Origin of the sequence: Pseudomonas syringae pv. coryli str. NCPPB 4273 (assembly GCF_000972175.1) — a bacterium.
Taxonomy (GTDB): domain Bacteria; phylum Pseudomonadota; class Gammaproteobacteria; order Pseudomonadales; family Pseudomonadaceae; genus Aquipseudomonas; species Aquipseudomonas syringae.
This window is the reverse complement of the sequence record NZ_AWQP01000009.1, coordinates 16098-37651: the sequence shown is the minus strand read 5'-3', so window position 1 is coordinate 37651 and position 21554 is coordinate 16098. Positions and strand designations below refer to the sequence as shown.

General features: G+C 60.0%; 18 protein-coding genes and 1 pseudogene. 7 read left to right on the top strand and 12 right to left on the bottom strand.

Annotated features, from left to right (window positions below):
* Positions 1–81 precede the first annotated feature (81 nt).
* The 4 genes from P406_RS06780 to P406_RS06765 all read left to right on the top strand — a co-directional run bounded on the left by P406_RS06780 (position 82) and on the right by P406_RS06765 (position 4076).
* The gene (locus P406_RS06780) at positions 82–1230 is read left to right on the top strand and encodes an EstA family serine hydrolase (protein WP_046235744.1); all 1149 of its coding nucleotides are present in this window, start codon (positions 82–84) and stop codon (positions 1228–1230) included.
* Positions 1231–1383: 153 nt separating this feature from the next.
* Entirely contained in the window at positions 1384–2520 is a 1137-nt protein-coding gene (locus P406_RS06775; RefSeq protein ID WP_046235743.1) for an OmpA family protein, read from the top strand.
* A gap of 296 nt (positions 2521–2816) precedes the next feature.
* Entirely contained in the window at positions 2817–3464 is a 648-nt protein-coding gene (pdxH, locus tag P406_RS06770) for a pyridoxamine 5'-phosphate oxidase (protein ID WP_003363512.1), read from the top strand.
* A 147-nt stretch (positions 3465–3611) separates the two neighbouring features.
* Positions 3612–4076: an outer membrane lipoprotein gene (locus P406_RS06765; RefSeq protein ID WP_003314430.1), complete on the top strand. Its 465-nt coding sequence runs from the start codon at positions 3612–3614 to the stop codon at positions 4074–4076.
* A gap of 106 nt (positions 4077–4182) precedes the next feature.
* On the opposite strand, the gene P406_RS06760 is transcribed toward P406_RS06765, so the two are convergent.
* The 8 genes and pseudogenes from P406_RS06760 to P406_RS27240 all read right to left on the bottom strand — a co-directional run.
* Positions 4183–5796 carry an NAD(P)/FAD-dependent oxidoreductase gene (locus P406_RS06760; protein WP_046235742.1) on the bottom strand — a complete coding sequence of 538 codons (1614 nt, stop codon included), beginning with the start codon at positions 5794–5796 and terminating at the stop codon, positions 4183–4185.
* Positions 5797–5893: 97 nt separating this feature from the next.
* Entirely contained in the window at positions 5894–6574 is a 681-nt protein-coding gene (locus P406_RS06755) for a COG3650 family protein (RefSeq protein ID WP_003314432.1), read from the bottom strand.
* A 254-nt stretch (positions 6575–6828) separates the two neighbouring features.
* Positions 6829–7530, bottom strand: coding sequence for an ABC transporter ATP-binding protein (locus P406_RS06750; RefSeq protein WP_003314433.1), 702 nt, complete (start codon positions 7528–7530; stop codon positions 6829–6831).
* Positions 7531–8298, bottom strand: coding sequence for a high-affinity branched-chain amino acid ABC transporter ATP-binding protein LivG (gene livG, locus P406_RS06745; protein WP_003314434.1), 768 nt, complete (start codon positions 8296–8298; stop codon positions 7531–7533).
* Positions 8295–9560, bottom strand: a complete 1266-nt coding sequence (locus P406_RS06740) for a high-affinity branched-chain amino acid ABC transporter permease LivM (protein WP_003418445.1) — start codon at positions 9558–9560, stop codon at positions 8295–8297. Before P406_RS06740 ends, livG begins: the two co-directional genes overlap by 4 nt.
* Positions 9557–10480 carry a high-affinity branched-chain amino acid ABC transporter permease LivH gene (livH, locus tag P406_RS06735; protein WP_003314436.1) on the bottom strand — a complete coding sequence of 308 codons (924 nt, stop codon included), beginning with the start codon at positions 10478–10480 and terminating at the stop codon, positions 9557–9559. Before livH ends, P406_RS06740 begins: the two co-directional genes overlap by 4 nt.
* Positions 10481–10707: 227 nt before the next feature.
* A complete protein-coding gene (locus P406_RS06730; RefSeq protein ID WP_003412836.1) occupies positions 10708–11832 on the bottom strand; it encodes a branched-chain amino acid ABC transporter substrate-binding protein in 1125 nt (374 codons plus the stop codon).
* Positions 11833–11907: 75 nt separating this feature from the next.
* Positions 11908–12159 (bottom strand): annotated as a pseudogene (locus tag P406_RS27240) (hypothetical protein); the annotation flags it as partial.
* Between P406_RS27240 and P406_RS06725 the strand changes: the two are divergent.
* Positions 12158–12463 (top strand): DUF2288 domain-containing protein, encoded by a 306-nt coding sequence (locus P406_RS06725; protein WP_003418442.1) that lies wholly within the window; start codon positions 12158–12160, stop codon positions 12461–12463. The pseudogene P406_RS27240 and the gene P406_RS06725 overlap by 2 nt on opposite strands.
* Positions 12464–12613: 150 nt before the next feature.
* Here P406_RS06725 and P406_RS06720 read toward each other — a convergent pair whose 3' ends face one another.
* Positions 12614–14905, bottom strand: a complete 2292-nt coding sequence (locus P406_RS06720; RefSeq protein ID WP_046235741.1) for a putative bifunctional diguanylate cyclase/phosphodiesterase — start codon at positions 14903–14905, stop codon at positions 12614–12616.
* 349 nt (positions 14906–15254) lie between these two features.
* Complete coding sequence (gene rapA, locus P406_RS06715; RefSeq protein ID WP_046235753.1) at positions 15255–18101, bottom strand: RNA polymerase-associated protein RapA; 2847 nt, start codon at positions 18099–18101, stop codon at positions 15255–15257.
* A gap of 233 nt (positions 18102–18334) precedes the next feature.
* Between rapA and P406_RS06710 the strand changes: the two genes are divergently transcribed.
* Both P406_RS06710 and P406_RS06705 read left to right on the top strand, forming a co-directional pair.
* Entirely contained in the window at positions 18335–18676 is a 342-nt protein-coding gene (locus tag P406_RS06710) for a hypothetical protein (protein WP_003418438.1), read from the top strand.
* Between the two features lie 100 nt (positions 18677–18776).
* Positions 18777–18935, top strand: a complete 159-nt coding sequence (locus P406_RS06705) for a hypothetical protein (protein ID WP_011268687.1) — start codon at positions 18777–18779, stop codon at positions 18933–18935.
* A 218-nt stretch (positions 18936–19153) separates the two neighbouring features.
* Here the strand turns inward: P406_RS06705 and P406_RS06700 are convergent, their stop codons facing one another.
* Positions 19154–20779 carry a pectate lyase family protein gene (locus P406_RS06700; RefSeq protein ID WP_046235739.1) on the bottom strand — a complete coding sequence of 542 codons (1626 nt, stop codon included), beginning with the start codon at positions 20777–20779 and terminating at the stop codon, positions 19154–19156.
* Positions 20780–20949: 170 nt separating this feature from the next.
* A complete protein-coding gene (locus P406_RS06695) occupies positions 20950–21420 on the bottom strand; it encodes a MaoC family dehydratase (RefSeq protein WP_003314447.1) in 471 nt (156 codons plus the stop codon).
* Between the last annotated feature and the right edge of the window lie 134 nt (positions 21421–21554).

The following is a 21554-nucleotide window of genomic DNA, read 5'->3' as shown; positions in this document are numbered from 1 at the left end:
TTCCCAAAGCGCTCGATCGCTGAAACAATATGCGCCATTTAGCCTGTCGTCGGGCTCATGTTGCCAGTCAGGAGTCAGCCGTTGCAGATCCAGGGTCATTACGAACTTCAATTCGAAGCAGTACGTGAAGCCTTTGCGGCGCTCTTTGACGACCCTCAGGAGCGCGGCGCTGCCTTGTGCATTCAGGTTGGTGGCCAGACCGTCATCGATCTGTGGGCGGGCACTGCCGACAAGGACGGTGCCGAGGCGTGGCACACCGACACCATTCTCAACCTGTTCTCCTGCACCAAGACTTTTACCAGCGTGGCCGTTCTGCAACTGGTCGAAGAGGGCAAGTTGAAGCTGGACGAACCCGTGGCCAGGCTCTGGCCTGAATTCGCCGCGGCGGGCAAGGCTTCCATCACTCTGCGCCAATTGCTCTGCCATCAGGCCGGCCTGCCTGCGGTGCGTGAGCCGTTGCCGGCCGAAGCGCTTTACCAGTGGGACACCATGACCGCCGCCCTGGCAGCCGAAGAACCTTGGTGGACACCGGGTCAGGGGCATGGTTATGCGGCGATCACCTATGGCTGGCTGGTGGGCGAGATGCTGCGCCGCGCCGATGGTCGAGGCCCGGGGGAATCCATTGCTGCGCGTATCGCCCGCTCGCTGGGGCTGGATTTTCATGTGGGCCTGGCGGATGACCAGTTTCATCGCGTGGCCCACATCGCACGCGGCAAAGGCAATGCCGGTGACGACGCTGCCCAGCGCGTGCTGCAGGCGACGATGCGTGAGCCGGCTTCGATCACTGCCAAGGCGTTTACCAACCCGCCGTCGATCATGACCAGCACCAACAAGCCGGAGTGGCGCCGCATGCAGCAACCGGCGGCCAACGGCCACGGCAATGCGCGCAGTCTTGCCGGTTTCTATAACGGTCTGCTCGATGGCAGCCTGCTTGAAGCAGACATGCTCAATGAGCTGACCCGCGAACACAGCCTCGGCCAGGACAAGACATTGCTGACCTCGACCCGTCTGGGACTGGGCTGCATGCTCGATCAGCCGGGCGTTGCCAACGCGACCTACGGCCTGGGGCCCAAAGCCTTTGGCCATCCGGGGGCGGGCGGCTCGGTAGGTTTCGCCGATCCGGATCACGAGGTTGCCTTTGGCTTCGTTACCAACACCTTGGGGCCCTACATTTTGATGGACCCACGTGCTCAGAAACTGGTCGGGGTTCTGCGTGAGTGTTTGCAGTAAGTATCGGCCATAAGTGCTTGTTTCATACCGACTGTCAGTTAAATGGCTGTAACAGGAACCGTACGACGGTTTCTTTTTCCAACTGCATCTTTATGCATGTTATACCGGCGTAGTTACGTCCTTCTGTCTGATCAAAACCGTTGCGGGTTACCCATGTCGTCTAATAAAAGCCTCGTTCTCGCCCTGTGCATCGCCGTGACCGGCTGTGCCCAAACCCCACAATCCGACTCTGCTGCAACCGGAGGCCATTGGTGGCAGTTCGGTTCCGGCAGCGAGTCCGCTGACGCAGGCACCGCTGCCAAGGCTCCGGCACCGAGCCCGGCGCCCGCTCCGGTTGCCAAGGCTGCTGCAACGCCGGCACCTGCGGCAGGTGCTGAAAACAGCGCGCCGTGGTACTGGCCGTTCGGTTCGAACGATAACGCGCAGGCCAAACCTGATGCCGTGGCCGACAAGCCGGCAGCCAAGCCCGCTGCGCCGGCGATGGTTGCCAAATCGGAGACTGACACCAAGTGGTGGTGGCCGTTTGGCAACGATTCCGCCAAGGACGAGCCGAAAGCGCTGCCGATGCCTGATCCGAAAGTGACCCAGGCCTGGCTGGACGAGTACGAGCCGCGCCTGCGCGCTGCAATCAAGGACAGCCCGTTCCAGTTGGAGCGTCGCGAAGACCTGCTGGCAATCACCGCGCCAGTCGACAGCTCGTTCAACCCTGACCGTCCGGCCATGCTGCTGCCGAACACGCTGGGTCCGATCACCCGTCTGGCCAAGGTGGTCGAAGGCGATCAGAAAACTGCCGTGCTGATCCTCGGTCATGCCGACACTTCGGGTCCTACCGAAGCCAACCAGAAGATCAGCCAGGAGCGCGCCCAGTCGGTTGCCGCGATTTTCCGTCTCAGTGGCCTGGAGCGTAACCGCCTGAGCCAGCGTGGCATGGGTGCCGTGATGCCGCGCGCTGCCAACGACAGCCTGCAGGGCCGCGCGCTCAACCGTCGGGTCGAGATCCTCATGACGCCGCAGGACACCATGCGCGCGCTGATGGCCCGTTATGCGCTGCCGCCGGTTGCTCCGGTCATGGTTGCCACCCAGGACGTCAAGCCAGTAGCGCCAGCACCTGCTGCCGCGCCTGCCAAGAAAGCCGCCGTGGCGAAGAAAGACACTGCCAAGAAAGCGCCGGCCAAGGCCAGCACTGCCAAAAAGGCAGCGCCTGCCAAGACCACCGCAGCAGCTAAAAAACCAGCAGCGACCAAGGCCAAGGCGCCCGCCAAGAAAGATGACAGCCAGGCCAGTAACTGAGGCCTGGTTACCTCACGACTTTCGTCTCCACGCTCCGCGCTTTGCGTTGTGCACAAGTCCTGAATAGCCTGAAAAACAAGGCTTTCAGGCTTCTGCCCGGAGGGCGTGGGAGCGAACTTGTTCGCGAAAAGGCCGGTACAGTCTGCGAAACGTATCGTCTGAATCACCGTCTTCGCGAACAAGTTCGCTCCCACGGCCTTCGGCCAGAATCAAAAACGAATGTGTGATAACGGCGAGCGCCGAGCCTCGTAACGAGAGTTAGCTAACGTTCATGATATCTGCGCAGGAATGAAACCATGACTCAGACCCTGGCCGACATGCGCCGTGATTACACCCGCGACGGGTTGACCGAAGCGCAATCGCCGGACGAGCCCTTTGCACTCTTTCATGCATGGTTTGCCGACGCGGTGAACACCGAGCAGCCGCCGGTCGAGGCTAACGCCATGACATTGGCGACAGTCGATGAGCAAGGACGTCCACATTGCCGCGTCTTGCTGCTCAAGGGCCTGGACACTCAGGGCTTCACGTTTTTCACGAACTACGAAAGCGCCAAGGGTCAGCAGATCGCTGCACGTCCATTTGCCGCGATGACTTTCTTCTGGCCGACACTGGAGCGCCAGGTGCGTATCGAGGGCCGGGTGGAGAAAGTCTCAGCGCAAGAATCCGACGCTTATTACCAGGTGCGCCCTCTGGGCAGCCGTCTGGGTGCATGGGCCTCGCCACAGAGTCGCGTGATCGCGGATCGCGACGAACTGGAAGGCCTGATCAGACAGACGGAACAACGCTTCGCAGACACCCAGCCACACTGCCCCGAGCACTGGGGTGGCTATCGTCTTCTGCCCGAGCGGATCGAATTCTGGCAGGGTCGCTCCAGTCGACTTCACGACCGTTTGAACTATCGTTTGATAGACGACAGATGGACACGCGAGCGCCTTGCACCCTGATTGAATTATTCGTTTGCTCAATCGTCTGAGCGTTATACGGGCTGTGGCTGTATGAGGCCTGAATCAATTTAATTTGCAGGCTCGGGGCCGTGACAGCACCTTTGTCGGGTAGTCTAATGGCCACTGATTCCTCTGGAGATTCCTTTTATGCGCAAGTCTGCTCTTCTGGTTGCTTCGTTCACTGCCATGGCTCTGACGCTGGGCGGCTGTACCTCGAATCTGACCGGTGATTCCTATTCCCGTGACGAGGCCAGGACCGTACAGACAGTTCGCATGGGGACGATCGAATCCTTGCGTCCGGTCAAGATCGAGGGCACCAAGACCCCGATCGGCGGCGCGGCGGGTGCAGTCGTTGGTGGTGTGGGCGGCAGCGCTATCGGTGGCGGTCGCGGCAGTATCGTGGCAGCGGTCATCGGTGCAGTGGCCGGTGGTCTGTTGGGTTCGGCGACCGAGGAAGGCCTGACCCGTACGCAAGGTGTCGAAATCACCGTGCGTGAGGATGACGGCAGCATGCGTGCCTACGTGCAGCAGGTTCAGGAAAACGAGATTTTCCGGGTCGGCGAACGCGTGCGCATCATGAGCGTCAACGGCACCAGCCGCGTTACCCACTGATCTGCAACACCGCACAGCAAAACCCCGAGCCGCAATGCTCGGGGTTTTTTATTGCCAGGCGTGAATGCTCCCACAAGGCTTATGTATAACGATAGTCAGCCTGGGCTCAGCCCTCGATACCCAGCATGTCGCGCACCAGCGCTTCGGCCACCCGAATGCCGTCTACGCCAGCCGAGAGAATCCCGCCCGCATAGCCAGCGCCTTCACCGGCCGGGTAAAGGCCTTTGGTGTTCAGGCTTTGCAGAGTCGGCCCGCGGGTAATGCGCAGCGGCGCCGAGGTGCGGGTTTCGATGCCGGTCAGCACAGCGTCGTGCAGTGAGAAGCCTTTGATCTGCTTGTCGAACGCAGGCAACGCTTCACGAATCGCTTCGATGGCAAAGGCGGGCAGGGCCTCGGCAAGGTCCACCAGCTTCACACCCGGCTTGTAGGACGGTTCAACGCTGCCCAGAGCGGTCGAGGCCCGGCCTGCAATGAAGTCGCCGACCAGTTGCGCAGGAGCCTCGTAGCTGCTGCCGCCGAGCAGATAGGCGTGGGATTCCAGACGCTCCTGCAACTCGATACCGGCCAGCGGGCTGCCAGGGTAGTCCTGTTCCGGCGAGATACCGACCACGATGCCCGAGTTGGCATTGCGCTCGTTGCGTGAATATTGGCTCATGCCGTTGGTGACCACTCGGCCTGGCTCTGACGTGGCTGCCACGACCGTGCCGCCAGGGCACATGCAGAAGCTGTAGACCGAACGGCCGTTGCTGGCGTGGTGCACCAGCTTGTAATCGGCTGCGCCGAGCTTCGGGTGACCGGCGTATTTGCCCAGTCGCGCGCGGTCGATCAACGATTGCGGGTGTTCGATGCGGAAGCCCACCGAGAACGGCTTGGCTTCCATGAACACGCCACGGCCGTGCAGCATGCGGAAGGTATCGCGGGCACTGTGGCCCAGCGCCAGAATCACGTGCCGGGACTCGATGTGTTCGCCGCTGTCCAGTTGCACACCCAGTAGTTGGCCGTCCTCGATCATCACATCGGTCACGCGCTGCTGAAAGCGCACTTCGCCGCCCAGCGCTTCGATCTGATGGCGCATGTTCTCGACCACGCCCGTCAGGCGGAACGTGCCGATATGCGGCTTGCTGACATAGAGGATTTCTTCCGGCGCGCCGGCCTTCACGAACTCGTGCAGCACCTTGCGGCCGATGAATTTCGGGTCCTTGATCTGGCTGTAAAGCTTGCCGTCTGAAAACGTCCCGGCACCGCCCTCGCCAAATTGCACGTTGGACTCGGCGTTGAGCACGTTTTTGCGCCACAGCGCCCAGGTGTCCTTGGTGCGCTGGCGAACTTCGGTGCCGCGCTCGAGGATGATCGGCTTGAAGCCCATCTGCGCGAGCAGCAGCCCGGCAAAGATACCGCAGGGTCCGAAACCCACGACGATCGGGCGCTCTGTCAGCCCCTCGGGAGCGTGTCCGACGACTTTGTAGCTGACATCAGGTGCCGGGCCGACGTGGCGGTCATTGGCCAGCTTGCGCAGCAGTGCTTCTTCATCCTTGACCTGGAAGTCGATGGTGTAGATGAAGCACAGCTCGGAAGACTTTTTGCGCGCGTCGTAGCTGCGCTTGAAGAGGGTAAAGTCCAGCAGTTCGCCGCTGTCGATACCCAGGTGCTTCAAGAGCGCAACGCGCAGGTCTTCTTCCGGATGATCGATCGGCAGCTTGAGTTCGGTGATTCGTAACATTAAGGGGTCCAGTTTTCGGGCCGCAGGTTCAGCCCGACAGCACTACAAGAACCGGCGATTATAAGCGCTGAACCCCTTTGGCGGCGAGCCTGGGCGATCAGTCGTCGCGTGAACCGCCGTAATAACCGCAGCCACGCTGGGCCTGGCCGTTGATGCGCAGCTCTGCGGTGAGGTGTTGCACCGAGCCGTCGACGCTGTCGACGCAGCGCTGTGGCGCGACCCAAATCTCGATGCGCTGGTTGTTGGCTTCGCTGCTGACGCTGAAACTGCCGTCCGGCAGCTTCTCTTCCACGTAGGGCAGCGCCAGTGGCGCAACGCCCTCGCGCTCCAGAACCATGCCCTTGCCGCTGACATTGACGTTCCAGGCGGGCTTGTTGCCATTGACGTGCAATGTCAGGCGTTTGAAATTGAGGTCTTCACAGGCCTGGCCGGGACGTTCGACGCGGTATAACTGATGCAGATCCAGCTGACCGTCACTGTTGGCCGCCTTGCTTGCGGCAAAGCTGCCGCGCAGATCGGCAAACACCGTGCCCTTGCTGTCTGCCAGCGAGGCCGCTTCCTGCAGAATGCCGGTGTTGCCGCGATCCTTGACCACGTAGCGACGCTGCTCGTTACACGGCTTGAACAGCAACTGGCCGTTTTCCCCGGTCAGGTCGCCCTGCATACGGAGCATGCCCGCCGTGGAAACCTTCGGTTCCTCGGTCTGTTTACCGAGCAACTGACACCCGGCAAACAACGGTAGAAGAGCAAATACGAGGACGGAACGGGCAGCGAACATGATGTGGTCTCCAGACAAGTGCCGCCACGTTACTCAGACTGGAGATGCATCACAAGGGTCGGGATGCTTATCGCGCGAGCAGTGGCTTTGACTATCGTGCAGGTTTGACGCTGACCGTAGGAGAACCTGTTCGCGAAAGGGCCGTTTTGTTCGACGAAAATACATCGTTTAAACGAACGCCTTCGCGAACAAGCGAAGTGTTGCCCGATTCGCTCCTGCAAAACCGCTCAGGCCTCTCGGGACGTGGCGTGCGCTTAGCCGCCCAGATACGCGTCCCGCACTTTCGGATCGACCAGCAGTTCTTCGCCTGTGCCTTGCATGACCACGCGGCCGTTTTCCAGTACGTAGGCACGGTCGGCGACTTTCAGGGCCTGGTTGGCGTTCTGTTCGACCAGAAACACCGTCACGCCATCGCGGCGCAGCTGTTCGACGATCTCGAAAATCTGCTGGATGATGATCGGCGCCAGACCCAGAGAAGGTTCGTCCAGCAACAGCAGCTTGGGCTTGCTCATCAGTGCGCGACCGATGGCCAGCATCTGTTGTTCGCCACCGGACATGGTGCCGCCGCGCTGATTGAAGCGTTCCTTGAGGCGGGGAAAGAGGTGCAGAACCTTGTCCATCTGTTCCTGATAATCCTCTTTTTCCGTGAAGAAGCCGCCCATCGCCAGATTCTCTTCAACGGTCAGACGCGCAAACACCCGACGGCCTTCCGGCACCACGGCAATGCTCTTGCGCATGATGATCGACGACTCCAGCCCGACCAGTTCCTCGCCCATGTAGCGAATACTGCCGCTTTGGGCGCGCGGCGAGCCGCACAGGGTCATCAGCAGGGTGGACTTGCCCGCGCCGTTGGCGCCGATCAGGGTGACAATTTCACCCTGGCGTACTTCCACGTTGACGCTGTGCAGCGCCTGGATCTTGCCGTAGAAGGTGGAAACGTTTTCGAACTGCAGCATTTACGCTTCCCCCAGGTAGGCTTTGATCACATCGGGATTGTCACGAATCTGTTCCGGCGTGCCATCGGCCAGAGGCGTGCCCTGATTGATCACCACGATGTGGTCGGAAATGCTCATCACCAGTTTCATGTCGTGCTCGATCAACAGGACCGTCGCGTTGTGCTCGCTGCGCAACACGCCGATCAGTGCTTTCAGATCATCGGTTTCTCTGGGGTTCAGACCCGCTGCCGGTTCGTCGAGCATCAGAATGCGCGGACGCGTCATCATGCAGCGGGCGATTTCCAGGCGGCGTTGCTGACCGTAGGCCAGCGTCCCGGCAGGGCGGTTGGCGAATTCCCTGAGGTTGACCGCCTCAAGCCAGTGCTCGGCGTAGTCCATGGCTTCACGTTCGCTGCGGCGGAACGCGGGCGTCTTGAACAGGCCGGACAGGAAGTTGGTGTTCAAATGCCGGTGCTGGGCAACCAGCAGGTTCTCCACGGCGGTCATTTCCTTGAACAGGCGCACGTTCTGGAAGGTACGCACCACGCCCTTGCGCGCGATCTGATGGCCAGCCAGGCCCTGGATCGGCTCACCGTCGAGCAGAATCGTGCCCGCGCTCGGCCGGTAGAAACCGGTCAGGCAGTTGAAGACGGTTGTCTTGCCGGCGCCATTGGGGCCGATCATCGACACGACCTGCCCCTGATTGACGGTCAGGGCAACGCCATTGACCGCCAGCAGGCCGCCAAAACGCATGCTCAAGCCAGTGGCTTGCAGTAAAGGGCGGCTCATTTCGGCAGCTCCGCTTTCAACTTCATTTCGGGCCGCTGCATCGGCAGGAAGCCTTGTGGACGCCAGATCATCATCAGCACCATCAGCGCGCCGAACATCAGCATGCGGTAGTCACTGAATTCACGCATCAGCTCAGGCAACAGGATCATCACGATGGCTGCCAGGATCACACCCAGTTGCGAGCCCATGCCACCCAGCACCACGATGGCCAGGATGATTGCCGACTCGATGAAAGTAAACGATTCCGGAGTGATCAGACCCTGACGCGCAGCAAAGAAGCTGCCCGCGAAGCCTGCGAATGCAGCGCCAAGGGTGAAGGCCGAGAGCTTGATCACGGTCGGGTTCAGACCCAGTGCGCGACAGGCGATTTCGTCTTCGCGCAAGGCTTCCCAAGCCCGGCCGATCGGCATGCGCAGAAGGCGATTGATGACGAACAGCGCCGCCAGCGCCAGCAGCAGGGCGATCAGGTAGAGGAAGATGACCTTGTTGATCGAGTTGTACGGCAGACCGAAGAACTCGTGGAAGGTCTGCATGCCCTCAGCGGCCTTGCGCTCGAAGGTCAGACCGAAGAGGGTCGGCTTTTCGATGTTGCTGATGCCGTTCGGACCGCCAGTGATATCGGTCAGGTTACGCAGGAAGATACGGATGATCTCGCCGAACCCCAGCGTCACGATGGCCAGATAGTCGCCGCGCAGACGCAACACCGGAAAGCCCAGCAGGAATCCGAACAGCGCCGCCATCAACCCCGCGATCGGCAGGCAGATCCAGAAACCGAGCCCGTAATAGTGCGACAGCAGGGCATAGCTGTAGGCGCCGACCGCATAGAAACCGACATAGCCCAGGTCAAGCAGACCTGCCAGGCCGACCACGATGTTCAGGCCGAGGCCGAGCATCACGTAGATCAGGATCAGCGTGGCAATGTCCACCGCACCGCGCGACCCGAAGAATGGCCAGATGAAGGCCAGTACGATGAGCGCCGCAAGGCCCCAGCGCTGGGTTTTCGGCTGGGTCAGGAAGTCGCTGGTCTTTTGCGGGATCAGAGGTTTGTCGGAGCCGCGACGCAGGCCGCTGATCTGCTCGGCAAACAATACGCGCAGAAACAGCAGGACCGAACATACGGCAATGATGGTCAGGGTCATCGGGCTGGCGTTCTGCACTTGCAGGGTGACGCCGGAAAAGGCCAGTTTCAGGCCGAACACCGGGTAGGCCACAGCCCAGACCAGTGCGGCGCTGAACAACGCCTGTTTGAAAGACTTGCTCATACTTTCTCAACCTCCGGACGACCCAGAATGCCGGTCGGTCGGAACAGCAGCACCAGGACCAGCAGGCCGAAAGCCACGACGTCCTTGTACTGATCACCAAAAATGTCGGCACCGAAGGCTTCGGCGACGCCCAGCACCAGGCCACCGAGCACGGCGCCCGGGATCGAACCGATACCGCCCAGTACCGCAGCCGTGAAGGCTTTCAGGCCGACGAGGAAACCGGCGTTGGGGTTGATCACGCCGTATTGCATGCTCAGCAGCATGGCGGCGACGGCGGCCAGTGCAGCACCCACCACGAAGGTCAGGGCGATGATGTTGTTGGTATTGATCCCCAGCAGATTGGCCATCTTCATGTCCTCGGCGCAGGCGCGGCAGGCGCGGCCCATTCGCGAGCGGGAGATGAACAGGGTCAGGCCGGTCATGGCCACCAGGGTGACGACGAACACCACGATCTGCATGTAGGAAATCAGCACTTCCTCTGCGCCACCGGGCCCGAACGAGAGGCTGCCGGGCAGCAGGTTGGGGATGGCGAAGTTGCCGGAGCCCTGGGAAAGCTGGACCGAGTTCTGCAGAAAGATCGACATGCCGATGGCAGAAATCAGTGGAATCAGACGGTTGCTGTTGCGCAACGGACGGTAGGCTACGCGCTCGATGCTGTATCCGTAGGCACTGGTCACGATGATCGCAGCGGCAAAACCGGCAATCATCAGCAACGGCAGGCTGTGAATCCCCAGCATCGCCAGACCGGCGAGTGCCATGAAAGCTACATAGGAACCGATCATGTACACCTCGCCATGGGCGAAGTTGATCATTCCGATGATGCCGTACACCATCGTGTAACCGATGGCGATCAATGCATACGTACTGCCAATGGTCAGGCCATTGACCAGCTGCTGCATGTAGTGGAATAACTCGGGCATTTACCGCGCTCCTAAAAACCTGATCTGCATTTCTCTGACCTGCGCCGGGGTGGCATTCTGTCGATGCGTAGCCTGTTGCGCTGCCAAGGAACCGCTATTGACGGTTTTAAGATTTTCAGGGGGCCTCGTGCATGCCGTTCGGATCGCCGAAACGTGCGTACGGGCCTGGATTCGTAAAACAAAGCCCACTGCGCTGGCAGTGGGCTTTGAGGGTTGACGCAAGCAGCTTATTTGGCGGCTTCGGTCTTGGGTTTGCCGAAGTGCCACTCGTAGACCACGAACTGGAAGTTCTTCAGGTCACCTTTTTCGTCGTAGCTCAGCTCGCCCATTGGCGTCTTGAAGGTACCGGCATGAATGGCAGCAGCCACCTTGGTGGTGTCTTCGGACTTGGCGGCCGCGATGCCGTCAGCAATGACCTGCACGGCGGAGTAGGACGGGTACACGAACGGGCCGCTCGGGTCCTGGCTCTTGGCCTTGAAGGCTTCGGTCAGTGCCTTGTTGGCCGGGTCCTGGTCGAAGGATTTTGGCAGGGTGACCAGCAGGCCTTCGGAAGCTTCGCCAGCAATTTGCGAGATCGACTCGTTGCCGACGCCTTCAGGGCCCATGAACTTGGCGTTCAGGCCTTTTTCCTTGGACTGTCGCAGGATCTGGCCCAGTTCAGGGTGGTAGCCGCCGTAGTAGACGAAGTCGACGTTGGCCTGCTTGAGCTTGGCGATCAGCGACGAGAAGTCCTTGTCGCCAGCGTTGATGCCTTCGAACAGTGCAACCTTGACGCCTTTTTTCTCCAGCGTCTGCTTGACGGCTGTCGCGATACCTTCGCCGTACTGCTGCTTGTCGTGGATGACTGCAACGATTTTCGGCTTGGCGACGTCGGCAATGTAGTTGCCAGCGGCCGGACCCTGGGCGCTGTCCAGACCGATGGTGCGGAACACCAGTTTGTAGCCGCGCGCGGTGATTTCCGGGCTGGTGGCAGCCGGGGTCACCATGATGATGCCTTCGTCTTCGTAAACGTCGGAGGCTGGCTGAGCAGAGCTGGAGCAGAGGTGGCCGACCACGTATTTCACGCCGTCGTTGACCACTTTGTTGGCGACCGCAACGGCCTGTTTCGGATCGCAGGCGTCATCGTATTCGACGGCTTCAAGCTTTTTGCCATCCACGCCGCCTTTGGCGTTGATCTGCTCGATGGCCATCTTGGCGCCATTGAACTGCATGGTGCCGTATTCGGCGACAGGGCCGGTCTTGGGGCCGGCGATGCCGATCTTGATGGTGTCAGCTGCGAACGAATGGCTGGCAACCCCCGCCATAACCAGTGCGGCAAACAGCCTTGAAAGCTTATTGGTACCCTTAGTCATGATGCTCCACTCTTGCGTTGTAGTTTTTATAATCCTGATGGCCAAGGCTCCAGGACCGATTCGATCACCGGTTGTCCCACGCCGCCAACTGTACCGGAACAGTTTAGAGCGCGGTTCGCTGGCTTGGAAAGCCGGGCGTCTGGGGACAAACCTGTGGGTGTCGCTTAATCGAAAGAAAGTTACAGAATCGAACCGCTTGAGCGTCTGAAATCACTTCAGATCCATAAGGTTATCTGCACTTCCCTGCGATAAATCGCCTGCTTCTGGGCTTGCCGGTGGGAAAGTCAGCGCTATCATTGCGCCGATTTTCTTTTTGGTGAAACCCATGACGCAAGAACCTAGCACCCTCTATGCCAAACTGCTTGGCGAAACCGCCTCAATCACCTGGACTGAATTGCAACCATTCTTTGCCAAGGGTGCCCTGTTGTGGGTCGAGTTGCCTCTGGATTTGATCGAAGTCGCCGAGGCAGTGGCCGAAAATGATGCAGCCAGGGTGTCTGCATGGCTGGCTGAGGGGCGGGTTGGCAAGGTGTCTGAAACCAAGGCGCTTGAGCTGGTGGAGTCAGATCCGCTGCTCTGGGCTGTGGTAGTGGCACCTTGGGTTTTGATTCAAAACAGGGCGCAGGACTGATTTGCGCACCAGTCAGGTGCCTTGCGGCTTTCCGGAGTGAGTTGGAAGGTAACTCTTCGGCAGCCCGCGTAGCGTAAAACCACACCGTGGAGGTCGCGGTTTTCGCGGGCTGCACTGTTTCTTTCGACGATGAAGCCGTGCGCTGCGCCTTCAGGTACGAACAGGTCTGGGGCTGGCGAAATCGTCATTCTCAGACAGTTCGGCAAACACATCCGGAATGTCCGGTGTTTCGCTGTCCGGCTCCTGGCTGTGCTGTTGTGGCAGGGCAGACCAGCGGGTCGTGGGTTCGCGCTGGTTCATCTGTCTGGCAAGGGGCAGGATGCGCTCCAGCGGCTGGGGCCTGCTGAACAGATAACCTTGTACGTAATCACTGCCAAACTGCCTGAGAAACTCCAGCTGATCCTGGGTTTCGACGCCTTCGGTCACGACTTTCAAGCGCAGCGTATGCGCCATGACGAGGATTGCCTGAACGATTTCCATGTCCTGCGGGGACTGGGGGATGTCGATAATGAACGAACGGTCGATCTTCAGTGTGTCCAGTGGCAGCCGCTTGAGATAGGCGAGCGACGAGTAACCCGTGCCGAAGTCGTCGATCGACAGGGAAACACCCAGGCTGCGAATGTGCTTGAGCATCAGGATGGTGTTGCTGATGTTGCCCATCAAGGCATTTTCGGTCACCTCCAGTTCCAGCCGTCCAGGCGCTGCGTCGGCATCGGCCAGCGCCCGCTCAACCTCCTCGACCAGTTCATTGCGGCCCAGCGTCAGCGCTGAGCAGTTGACGGAGATGATCAGCTGTTCCAGCCCTTCCTGATGCAAAGTGCGCAGGTCGTGACAGGCGCGGCGCAGCACCCAGTTGTCCAGTTCGGCAATCAGGCCGTTGGCCTCGGCAATGCCGATGAAGCGTGCAGGTACCAGCAGGCCGTGGTGCGGGTGATTCCAGCGTACCAGCGCCTCGAGCTTGGCAACGTGGCCGGTGCGCATGTCGACGATAGGCTGGTAATACACCTGCAGCCCCGTGCCCTCGCGCAGGGCATTGCGCAGTTCTTCTTCCAGCTGCAGCTCCAGACTGGCCTTGGTCTTGAGCGCCGGGTTGAAGAAGTTGACGCCGTTGCGCCCTTTGTCCTTTGACTGGTAAAGCGCGAGGTCCGCGTGCTTGAGCAGCTCATCGCAGGTCGAGCCGTCACGCGGAAACACGGCAATGCCGATACTGGTGGTCATGACCATGCGCCTGCCTGCCAGCGCGATGGTCTCCTTCATTTTGTGCATGACCCGATGAGCCAGGTGCCGTGCCTCTTCGTAGTCCGGAATGCTCAGCAGGATGCAGAATTCGTCGCCGCCGAAACGGGCTACCACGTCCTGGGCGCGGGTAGCACTGCGGATGCGCTCGGCGATCACCTTGAGCAACTCGTCACCCGCGTCATGGCCCAGGCTGTCGTTGATGCGCTTGAAGTGGTCGATGTCCAGAAACATCACTGCGAGCATGCCTTTGGTGTAAGTGTGCTCCTGCAGCTTCTCGGCGAAGATCTGATTGAAACCGCGGCGGTTGATCAGATTGGTCAGCGGGTCGTAATGCGCAACCTGCTGAAGCGAGACGCGTGCCTGATCCAGCTGGGTAAGCAGTGCATTGACCCGCTGCAGATCATGCTCCTTGCCTTGCAGTTTCTTGTCGGCCATTGCCGCGCTGATGCTGCCGGCGATGATCAGCAGGGCGATGGCCGCGATGGTAAGCCCCAGCTGTAGGCTGTTTTCGGTGGTGGGGCCGTGCAGTTCAGTGCCTTCGGGTACCACCAGCCGCAGCGCCTTCATGCCCATCAGGTGCATGGTCAACAGGCCTGCGCCCAGCAGAAGGCTGACCGCGTAACGGAACATCTGATGAAACATGCCGTTGTACTGGCGCAAGTGCCGGGACAGGGTCAGGAGCGCGATGCTGGAAAGGACCGCCACCACAATCGACAGGGCAAACATCCGCGGCTCGTAGTACTGCGTGGCGCTGGAGCGCATGGCCGACATGCCCAGGTAGTGCATGACGCTGATGCCGATCCCCATTACCACCGCGCTGATCAGGCAGCGCCTTACGGTCAACTCCGGGACGGTCAGTGCTCGCATGGCCACCAATGCGGTGATCAATACGATCAGCAGGGAAGTCAGCGTGATGGAGAGGTCATAGGCGATTTTGAGCGGTGCCTGGAAGGCCAGCATGCTGATGAAGTGCATCGCCCATACGCCACCGGCCAGGCAAAGCGCGCCCAGCGCTTTCCAGAGGCGACGGCTTTTGAGGGCGTCGACCTGGATGACACGGTCCGCAATGTCCAGCGTGGCAAAGCACGCAGCACAGGCCACGCCGTAAGCCAGCGCGACCAGAAACAGGTTGTGACTACAGTCGATCAACAATTGCACGTCCGCTGGTGGGTCAGCGAATACGTTCAAACCCAGCCAATCCATAGCTTGCCCTATTCTCACTGCAAGGGCGCCAGGGCTGAAAGCCTGGCGTTGTAAGCTGAGTATAGAAGCTGTTTACAACCTGCCAATACACGAGGTGCCAATTTGGCATCAAAGTGATGGCTGGCGCGTTCAGGCTCCATGATTGGGAGGACGCAGAGCGTCCGGAAAGGCATGCCCACGCGGAGCATGGGCACGATAGGGGGGGCGGATATCTAGGCGCTACGGGACGCATCGTTCCTCACGCTCCAGTGGACGGGAACGCCTTTCATGACGCTCTGCGTCATAGCCTGAGCAGGAGCGCCATGCCCATGCGGCGCATGGGCGTGGCAGGCGGGTGTGTAACCGGCCCTCAGCCTGCGACCAGTACCCGGATCGCTTCCAGGCGCAGGGCCGCTTTTTCAAGCATGGCCAGCCCCTGTTCACGTTGCGTGCGCAGAGCTACCAGTTCACTGTCGCGCACGGTCGGATTGACCGCTTGCAATGCCGTCAGGCGGGCCAGCTCTTCTTCGGTGTCGGCTGCCAGGCGGCGCTGGGCTTCGCCGACGCGCTCTGCGTGTTTCGGCGTGATTTTCTCTTCGCCCGCGTTGATCCTCGGGGTCAGTTGGTCACGTTGTGCCTGGATGAACTTGTTGGCGCTGGCGCGGGGCACGCTTTCGAGCTGATCATTGAGCGTGTTGAACGACACACGGCTGGCCAGATCGTTGCCATTGGGGTCAAGCAGGCAGCGCAGCGCGGCAGGCGGCAGATAACGTCCCAGTTGCAGCGAGCGCGGCGCAACCACCTCGCTGACGTAGATCAGTTCCAGCAGAACGGTGCCCGGCTTGAGCGCCTTGTTCTTGATCAGCGCCACGGCGGTGTTGCCCATCGAACCGGACAGCACCAGATCCATGCCGCCTTGCACCATCGGGTGCTCCCAGGTGATGAACTGCATGTCCTCGCGGGACAGCGCCTGATTGCGGTCGTAGGTGATGGTCACGCCTTCGTCGTCGCCCAGCGGGAAGCTGGCGTCGAGCATCTTTTCACTCGGTTTGAGGATCAGGGCGTTTTCCGAATGGTCCTCGCTGTCGATGCCGAACGCGTCGAACAGGGTTTCCATGTAGATCGGCAGGCTGAACTGATCGTCCTGATCGAGGATTGCTTCGACCAGCGCTTCGCCTTCGCCAGCGCCGCCGGAATTGAGTTCCAGCAAACGGTCGCGACCGGTATGCAGTTCGCTTTCCAGGCGCTCGCGTTCGCTGCGGGCTTCATCGATCAGGGTTTGCCACTCGTCGTCGTCACCGCTTTCCAGCAGCGGCAGCAGGCGCGGGCCGAACTGATGCTGCAGGGCGTTGCCGGTCGGGCAGGTATTGAGGAACGCGTTGAGCGCTTCGTGATACCACTGGAACAGACGGGCCTGCGGACTGGTTTCCAGGAACGGGACGTGCAGCTCGATGGTGTGCTTCTGGCCGATCCGGTCAAGACGCCCGATACGCTGCTCCAGCAAGTCCGGGTGCGACGGCAGATCGAACAGGACCAGATGGTGGGAGAACTGGAAGTTGCGGCCTTCGCTGCCGATTTCCGAACAGATCAGCACCTGGGCGCCGAACTCTTCGTCGGCAAAGTAGGCCGCTGCACGGTCGCGCTCGAGAATGTTCATGCCTTCGTGGAACACCGTCGCGGGGATGCCGGAGCGCACACGCAGCGCGTCTTCCAGGTCCATGGCGGTTTCGGCGTGGGCACAGATGACCAGCACCTTGACGCGTTTGAGCATTTTCAGGGTATCGATCAGCCAGTCGACGCGTGGATCGAAGCGCCACCAGCGCTCTTCTTCACTGACTTCCGATTGCGACTGGAAGCTGACTTCCGGGTAAAGATCGGCGTGCTCGCCGACCGGCAATTCGAGGTATTCGACGGGGCAGGGCAGCGGGTATTGATGCAGCTTGCGCTCCGGGAAGCCCTGCACCGCGGCGCGGGTGTTGCGGAACAGCACGCGGCCGGTGCCATGACGGTCGAGCAGTTCGCGAATCAGACGCGATTTGGCTTCTTCGTCGCCGGTATTCACTGCGGCCAGCAGCGAATCGCCTTCGGCACCCAGGAAGCCGTGAATGGTCTCCTGCGCTGCTGCGGACAGCTTGCCCTTGTCGAGCAACTCCTGAACGGCCTGGGCCACCGGGCGATAGTTCTCGCTCTCGGCGCGGAAGGCCTTGAGGTCGTGGAAACGGTTCGGGTCCAGCAGGCGCAGACGGGCAAAGTGGCTGTCCTGGCCCAGTTGTTCCGGCGTCGCGGTCAGCAGCAGTACGCCAGCAATGACTTCGGCCAGCTGTTCGACCAGCGAATATTCGCGGCTGGCCTTGTCTTCGTGCCAGACCAGGTGGTGCGCTTCGTCAACCACCATCAAGTCCCAGCCTGCCGCAAACAGGGCGTCCTGGGCTTTTTCGTCTTCGACCAGCCATTCCAGGGCAACCAGCGCGAGCTGGGTGTCTTCGAACGGGTTGCCGGCATCGCTTTCCATGAAACGCTCGGCGTCGAACAGCGCGACCTGCAGGTTGAAGCGGCGACGCATCTCCACCAGCCACTGGTGCTGGAGGTTTTCCGGGACCAGGATCAGTACGCGGTTGGCGCGGCCCGACAGCAGTTGGCGATGGATCACCAGGCCGGCTTCGATGGTTTTACCCAGGCCCACTTCGTCGGCCAGCAGAACGCGTGGCGCAATGCGGTCTGCAACTTCACGAGCGATGTGCAACTGGTGGGCGATAGGCTGTGCGCGCACGCCACCCAGGCCCCAGAGCGAGGACTGCAATTGACGGCTGGTGTGCTCGAGCGTGTTGTAGCGCAGCGAAAACCATGACAGCTGGTCGATCTGGCCGGCGAACAGACGATCGGTCGCCAGACGGAACTGGATGAAGTTCGACAACTGGGTTTCCGGCAGCGTGACCACTTCGTTTTGCGCGTTCAGGCCGTGGTAGACCAGCAGGCCATCGACATCGTCGACTTCGCGAACGGTCATTTTCCAGTTTTCGAAGTGCGTGATCACGTCGCCAGGGGAGAAGCGCACGCGGGTCAGCGGCGCGTTACGCAGTGCGTACTGACGTGTTTCGCCAGTGGCCGGATAGAGCACGGTCAACAAGCGGCCGTCCTGTGCCAGAACGGTGCCCAAACCCAGCTCGGCTTCGCTGTCACTAATCCAGCGTTGCCCCGGTTGATACTGCTGCGCCATGCTGCCTGTCTCCCGCTTGAAAAAGCTGAGTATGTTAACGGAACGCGCCCCGAAGGCCAAAGGCAGCGTGAAAAAACTCATGGTCAGCGCCGGAACCTATCGAATTTTTGGTTCCATGACACTTATTTCACTGAGAGGGGTCAAAAAAGATCTTATAAACCACCACTGGCTATTTCAGCCCGGTTCAAGTTGCCTCGTGCACGGCCGAAACCCCGGTAAGAGGAGATAAAACCATGCTGCAACCTATGCTTCCGTTAAGTGTGGTGCCTGTGACATCACAGCTGGATCCGGCCAAACGCATGCCGGACATCCCACCTGTAGCGCCGGTGCAGCAGAGCTCCAGCGAGACCTCCATCGACCTGCACAATGAAGATACTGAGCGCAGCGCGTTGCTGTTGCGTGAAGAGCAACAGCGCCAGCAGCAACAGCAGCAGGCTCATGGCGGCGGAGAAGCCGAGGAATACGTGGGGCTGGTGGTCCCGGGTGATTCGCTGAACGCCGACAATACCGTACCCGTCGTACCGCTCATCGACGACGAGCCGCGCCAAGGGCTTTGGGTGGATATTCAGATCTGATCGCTGCACCGCCCATGTCTGTACGGGTCACGGGACTGGTCAGGGCTGCTGCGATTGAGCATTATTGGCCCTGATTTCCCGTGTTCGAGAACCGCAAGCCATGAGCGACGATGCACAACTGATCGACCTGGGCGCCGAGCGCGCCAAGCGTATCCACGATCTGAATGACAAGCGCCTCAATGAAGTACGCAATGCCTTCGAGCAGGCCATGCCGCTGGGCAAGCAGAAAAAGTCCGGCAAAAAGCCTAAAAAGCGCTGATCCCGCCGTCACACCCTTGATCTGATCAGTCTGGTTTTACAACAGCTGATCTGGATCAACTCGCCCTTATGCACGCTGCATTAATCTTGTTCCATCGGATGCGCTGTAGGCGGACACTCGCCTGACTGCATTCAATGAGCACGCAAGGCACTTGGGGCGACTTCGGTCGCCCTTTTTTTCGTCTGTATGCCACGCCCTGTATCGAGCGTCGGGCGTTATCAGTTCACGGTGTTGGCGCCGGCATGGGCCAGGTCATAGGCTCTGGCGGCTTCGGCGGTCTTGATGTCGCGCTGATAGCTCGGCGTCCAGGCGGTCACCGCTGACTTCTGGGTGAAGCTGACATTGCTGCCGATGTCCTTGAAGTGCGCATCGCCATAGTCATCCAGTACGCCGGAGTTGCTGGCCTTGTTGGAAACATCCACGCCTTTTGCGAAATAGTTGGCCTGCGAAAGGATCGTCGCATCCCCCGTAGCGGTGAAGCCGAGGTGGAAGTCGTCGATCGAGTTGTTGAACACATCAAATTGCCCGTGACGCATCAGGCCAGGTGCCCGAACATCAAGGTTGCTGAACACGTTGTTGGCGATGGTCATGCGCGGGTAGCCCTTGTACTCGGCCTTGGCTTGAGCGGAGTCGTCCGGCTGACCGAGAATCACGCCATATTCGTTGTTCTGGAATTTCGAGTTGGTCAGGCTGACGTTGTCTGCCGTCCCGCCGACATAGAGCAGCTTGTCCAGACCTTTGGGGTTCTGATCCTTGGTGCCTGAATAGGTATTGTGGTCGATCCAGTATTTCTGACCGCTGCTGATGAACATCTGCATGTCGCCGTTTTCGCGATAGCGGCTGTCGTGGTGGAAGTTCAGGTTCTGGAAGATGTCATTGCTGGCGGTCTTGCCGCTGGCCAGGTAGATGTTGTGCAGACTGTTGCCCTTGTCGGTGCCGAGCAGGGTCTTGTTGGCGCCAAAGTTGATGGTCACCTTGCTGTCGGCAGACAGGTTGGCCCCCAGTTTGACGGTACGGGCTTTGTCGTCCTCCATGTACTTCTTGAGGTCCGCCACGGTATTGACCGTGACGACTTCGCCACCATTACCGCCGGTGGTGTTGGCCTCTTTGGCGAAACCCACGATGCCGGACATGTCAGCACCCTGGCTATGCGCCGCCGGGGTCGCGGTTTTGGCTGCGTTAACCGTGTTATCGGTTTTGGCGGTGGTGTCCGTCGAAGTTTTCGGCAACGCAGGATCATGGACCACTGCCGGTTTTGCCGCATCGGGTCTGGCGGGTGTCTTGTCTGGGGTGGCACTGCTTGGCTCGGCCGTCCGGGGTGCTGTTTGTGACGGCGCAGCGGGCGTCGGCTCTGTATTTTTTTGCAGTGATACAGGTTGTTCTGAAGGGTGATCGTTCTGCACTACAAAGGGTTTTTCTGCGTTGCCCTGAGGTGTTGAAGGCGACGACGAGAAAGAGGAAGAGGGCGATTGAGCGAGCGTCGGCGTCTGTTCGCTTTGAGGCTGTGCAGGCCCAGAGCCGTTGTGTAGATTGCCTTCCAGCAGCGAGAGCAGGTTGTTGAGGATGTTGCGGATCGCTTGCACAAGTTTGTTCAGCACCTGCTCACCGTTGCCCCCCATCGCGTTTGAAGACGTGCTCGTGTCAGTCGGCTGGACTCTGGAGCCTAGTGTATTCAGCGAGGAGTGCGGGCCATTGGCCTGCTGTGTCAGGCCGAAGTCGATCAGGTTGCTATTGTGGCCCGGCTTGATGCCTTGGCCTTGAGGCTGCAGTTGATCGGTCTGTGCCGGGGCATCCTGCGCAGAAACCCCGGAGACGGGGTAATAGTTTCTGTTGATCGTATTCATGGCTGATTTCCCCGCCTGTGAAATGAACAATTCGTGACCCGGATAGGGAGCGCTACTGGTTCCCTGAGTGGAAAGCGCAGGAAAGCAGTTCCGGTTGCATCATGAATTTTTTGTTCAGGCCACTGGCGAGTCTGGCGTGCGCGGTGCGTGGCACACGCCCGTGCGCGGTATCAGCCGAAAGTGATCTCGGGCAATACGGTCAGGTCGACGGTCTGCTGTTTGCGCGGTGCGAGAATCTCGGCTTCGCCGTCTACAACCAGCTCATCGTTCTGATTGAAAACGCGGGTGGCGATGCGCACGCGGAACTTCGGCAGTTTTTCCAGGATTTCCAGGCGCACAGTCAGGGTATCGCCCAGTTTTACCGGCTTGAGGAAGGTCATCTGCTGACCGATATAAATGGTGCCGGGGCCAGGCAACTCGCAGGCAACCGCCGCACTGATCAGTGCGCCGCTGAACATGCCGTGGGCAATACGCTCCTTGAACATGGTCTTGGAGGCGTATTCGGCGTCCAGGTGGACCGGGTTGTGGTCTCCGGACATGGCGGCGAACAGTTGAATGTCACGCTCTTCCACTGTCTTGCTGTAGCTGGCGGTCTGACCGACTTCAAGGGCTTCGTAAGGCGTGTTGGTGACTTGAGTCATGTGGCTGTCCTGACAATAAAAATGAATTGAAGCGCGCCGGTTCGTGCAATCCGACCTGGCCTTGATTTGTAACACTTGATGACCTGTCGCCGCCAATGCGCGGACAAGATCATTCAGACGCTTGCTGGCGCTCC

Bases quoted from the DNA above. Each gene is read 5' to 3' on its own strand.
- P406_RS06730 (WP_003412836.1), bottom strand. From the start codon at position 11,832: ATGACTAAGGGTACCAATAAGCTTTCAAGGCTGTTTGCCGCACTGGTT.
- livH (WP_003314436.1), bottom strand. From the start codon at position 10,480: ATGCCCGAGTTATTCCACTACATGCAGCAGCTGGTCAATGGCCTGACC.
- P406_RS06705 (WP_011268687.1), top strand. From the start codon at position 18,777: ATGAGCGACGATGCACAACTGATCGACCTGGGCGCCGAGCGCGCCAAG.
- P406_RS06710 (WP_003418438.1), top strand. From the start codon at position 18,335: ATGCTGCAACCTATGCTTCCGTTAAGTGTGGTGCCTGTGACATCACAG.
- pdxH (WP_003363512.1), top strand. From the start codon at position 2,817: ATGACTCAGACCCTGGCCGACATGCGCCGTGATTACACCCGCGACGGG.
- livG (WP_003314434.1), bottom strand. From the start codon at position 8,298: ATGAGCCGCCCTTTACTGCAAGCCACTGGCTTGAGCATGCGTTTTGGC.
- P406_RS06750 (WP_003314433.1), bottom strand. From the start codon at position 7,530: ATGCTGCAGTTCGAAAACGTTTCCACCTTCTACGGCAAGATCCAGGCG.
- P406_RS06725 (WP_003418442.1), top strand. From the start codon at position 12,158: ATGACGCAAGAACCTAGCACCCTCTATGCCAAACTGCTTGGCGAAACC.
- P406_RS06700 (WP_046235739.1), bottom strand. From the start codon at position 20,779: ATGAATACGATCAACAGAAACTATTACCCCGTCTCCGGGGTTTCTGCG.
- P406_RS06775 (WP_046235743.1), top strand. From the start codon at position 1,384: ATGTCGTCTAATAAAAGCCTCGTTCTCGCCCTGTGCATCGCCGTGACC.
- P406_RS06760 (WP_046235742.1), bottom strand. From the start codon at position 5,796: ATGTTACGAATCACCGAACTCAAGCTGCCGATCGATCATCCGGAAGAA.
- P406_RS06755 (WP_003314432.1), bottom strand. From the start codon at position 6,574: ATGTTCGCTGCCCGTTCCGTCCTCGTATTTGCTCTTCTACCGTTGTTT.
- P406_RS06740 (WP_003418445.1), bottom strand. From the start codon at position 9,560: ATGAGCAAGTCTTTCAAACAGGCGTTGTTCAGCGCCGCACTGGTCTGG.
- rapA (WP_046235753.1), bottom strand. From the start codon at position 18,101: ATGGCGCAGCAGTATCAACCGGGGCAACGCTGGATTAGTGACAGCGAA.
- P406_RS06720 (WP_046235741.1), bottom strand. From the start codon at position 14,905: ATGGATTGGCTGGGTTTGAACGTATTCGCTGACCCACCAGCGGACGTG.
- P406_RS06695 (WP_003314447.1), bottom strand. From the start codon at position 21,420: ATGACTCAAGTCACCAACACGCCTTACGAAGCCCTTGAAGTCGGTCAG.
- P406_RS06765 (WP_003314430.1), top strand. From the start codon at position 3,612: ATGCGCAAGTCTGCTCTTCTGGTTGCTTCGTTCACTGCCATGGCTCTG.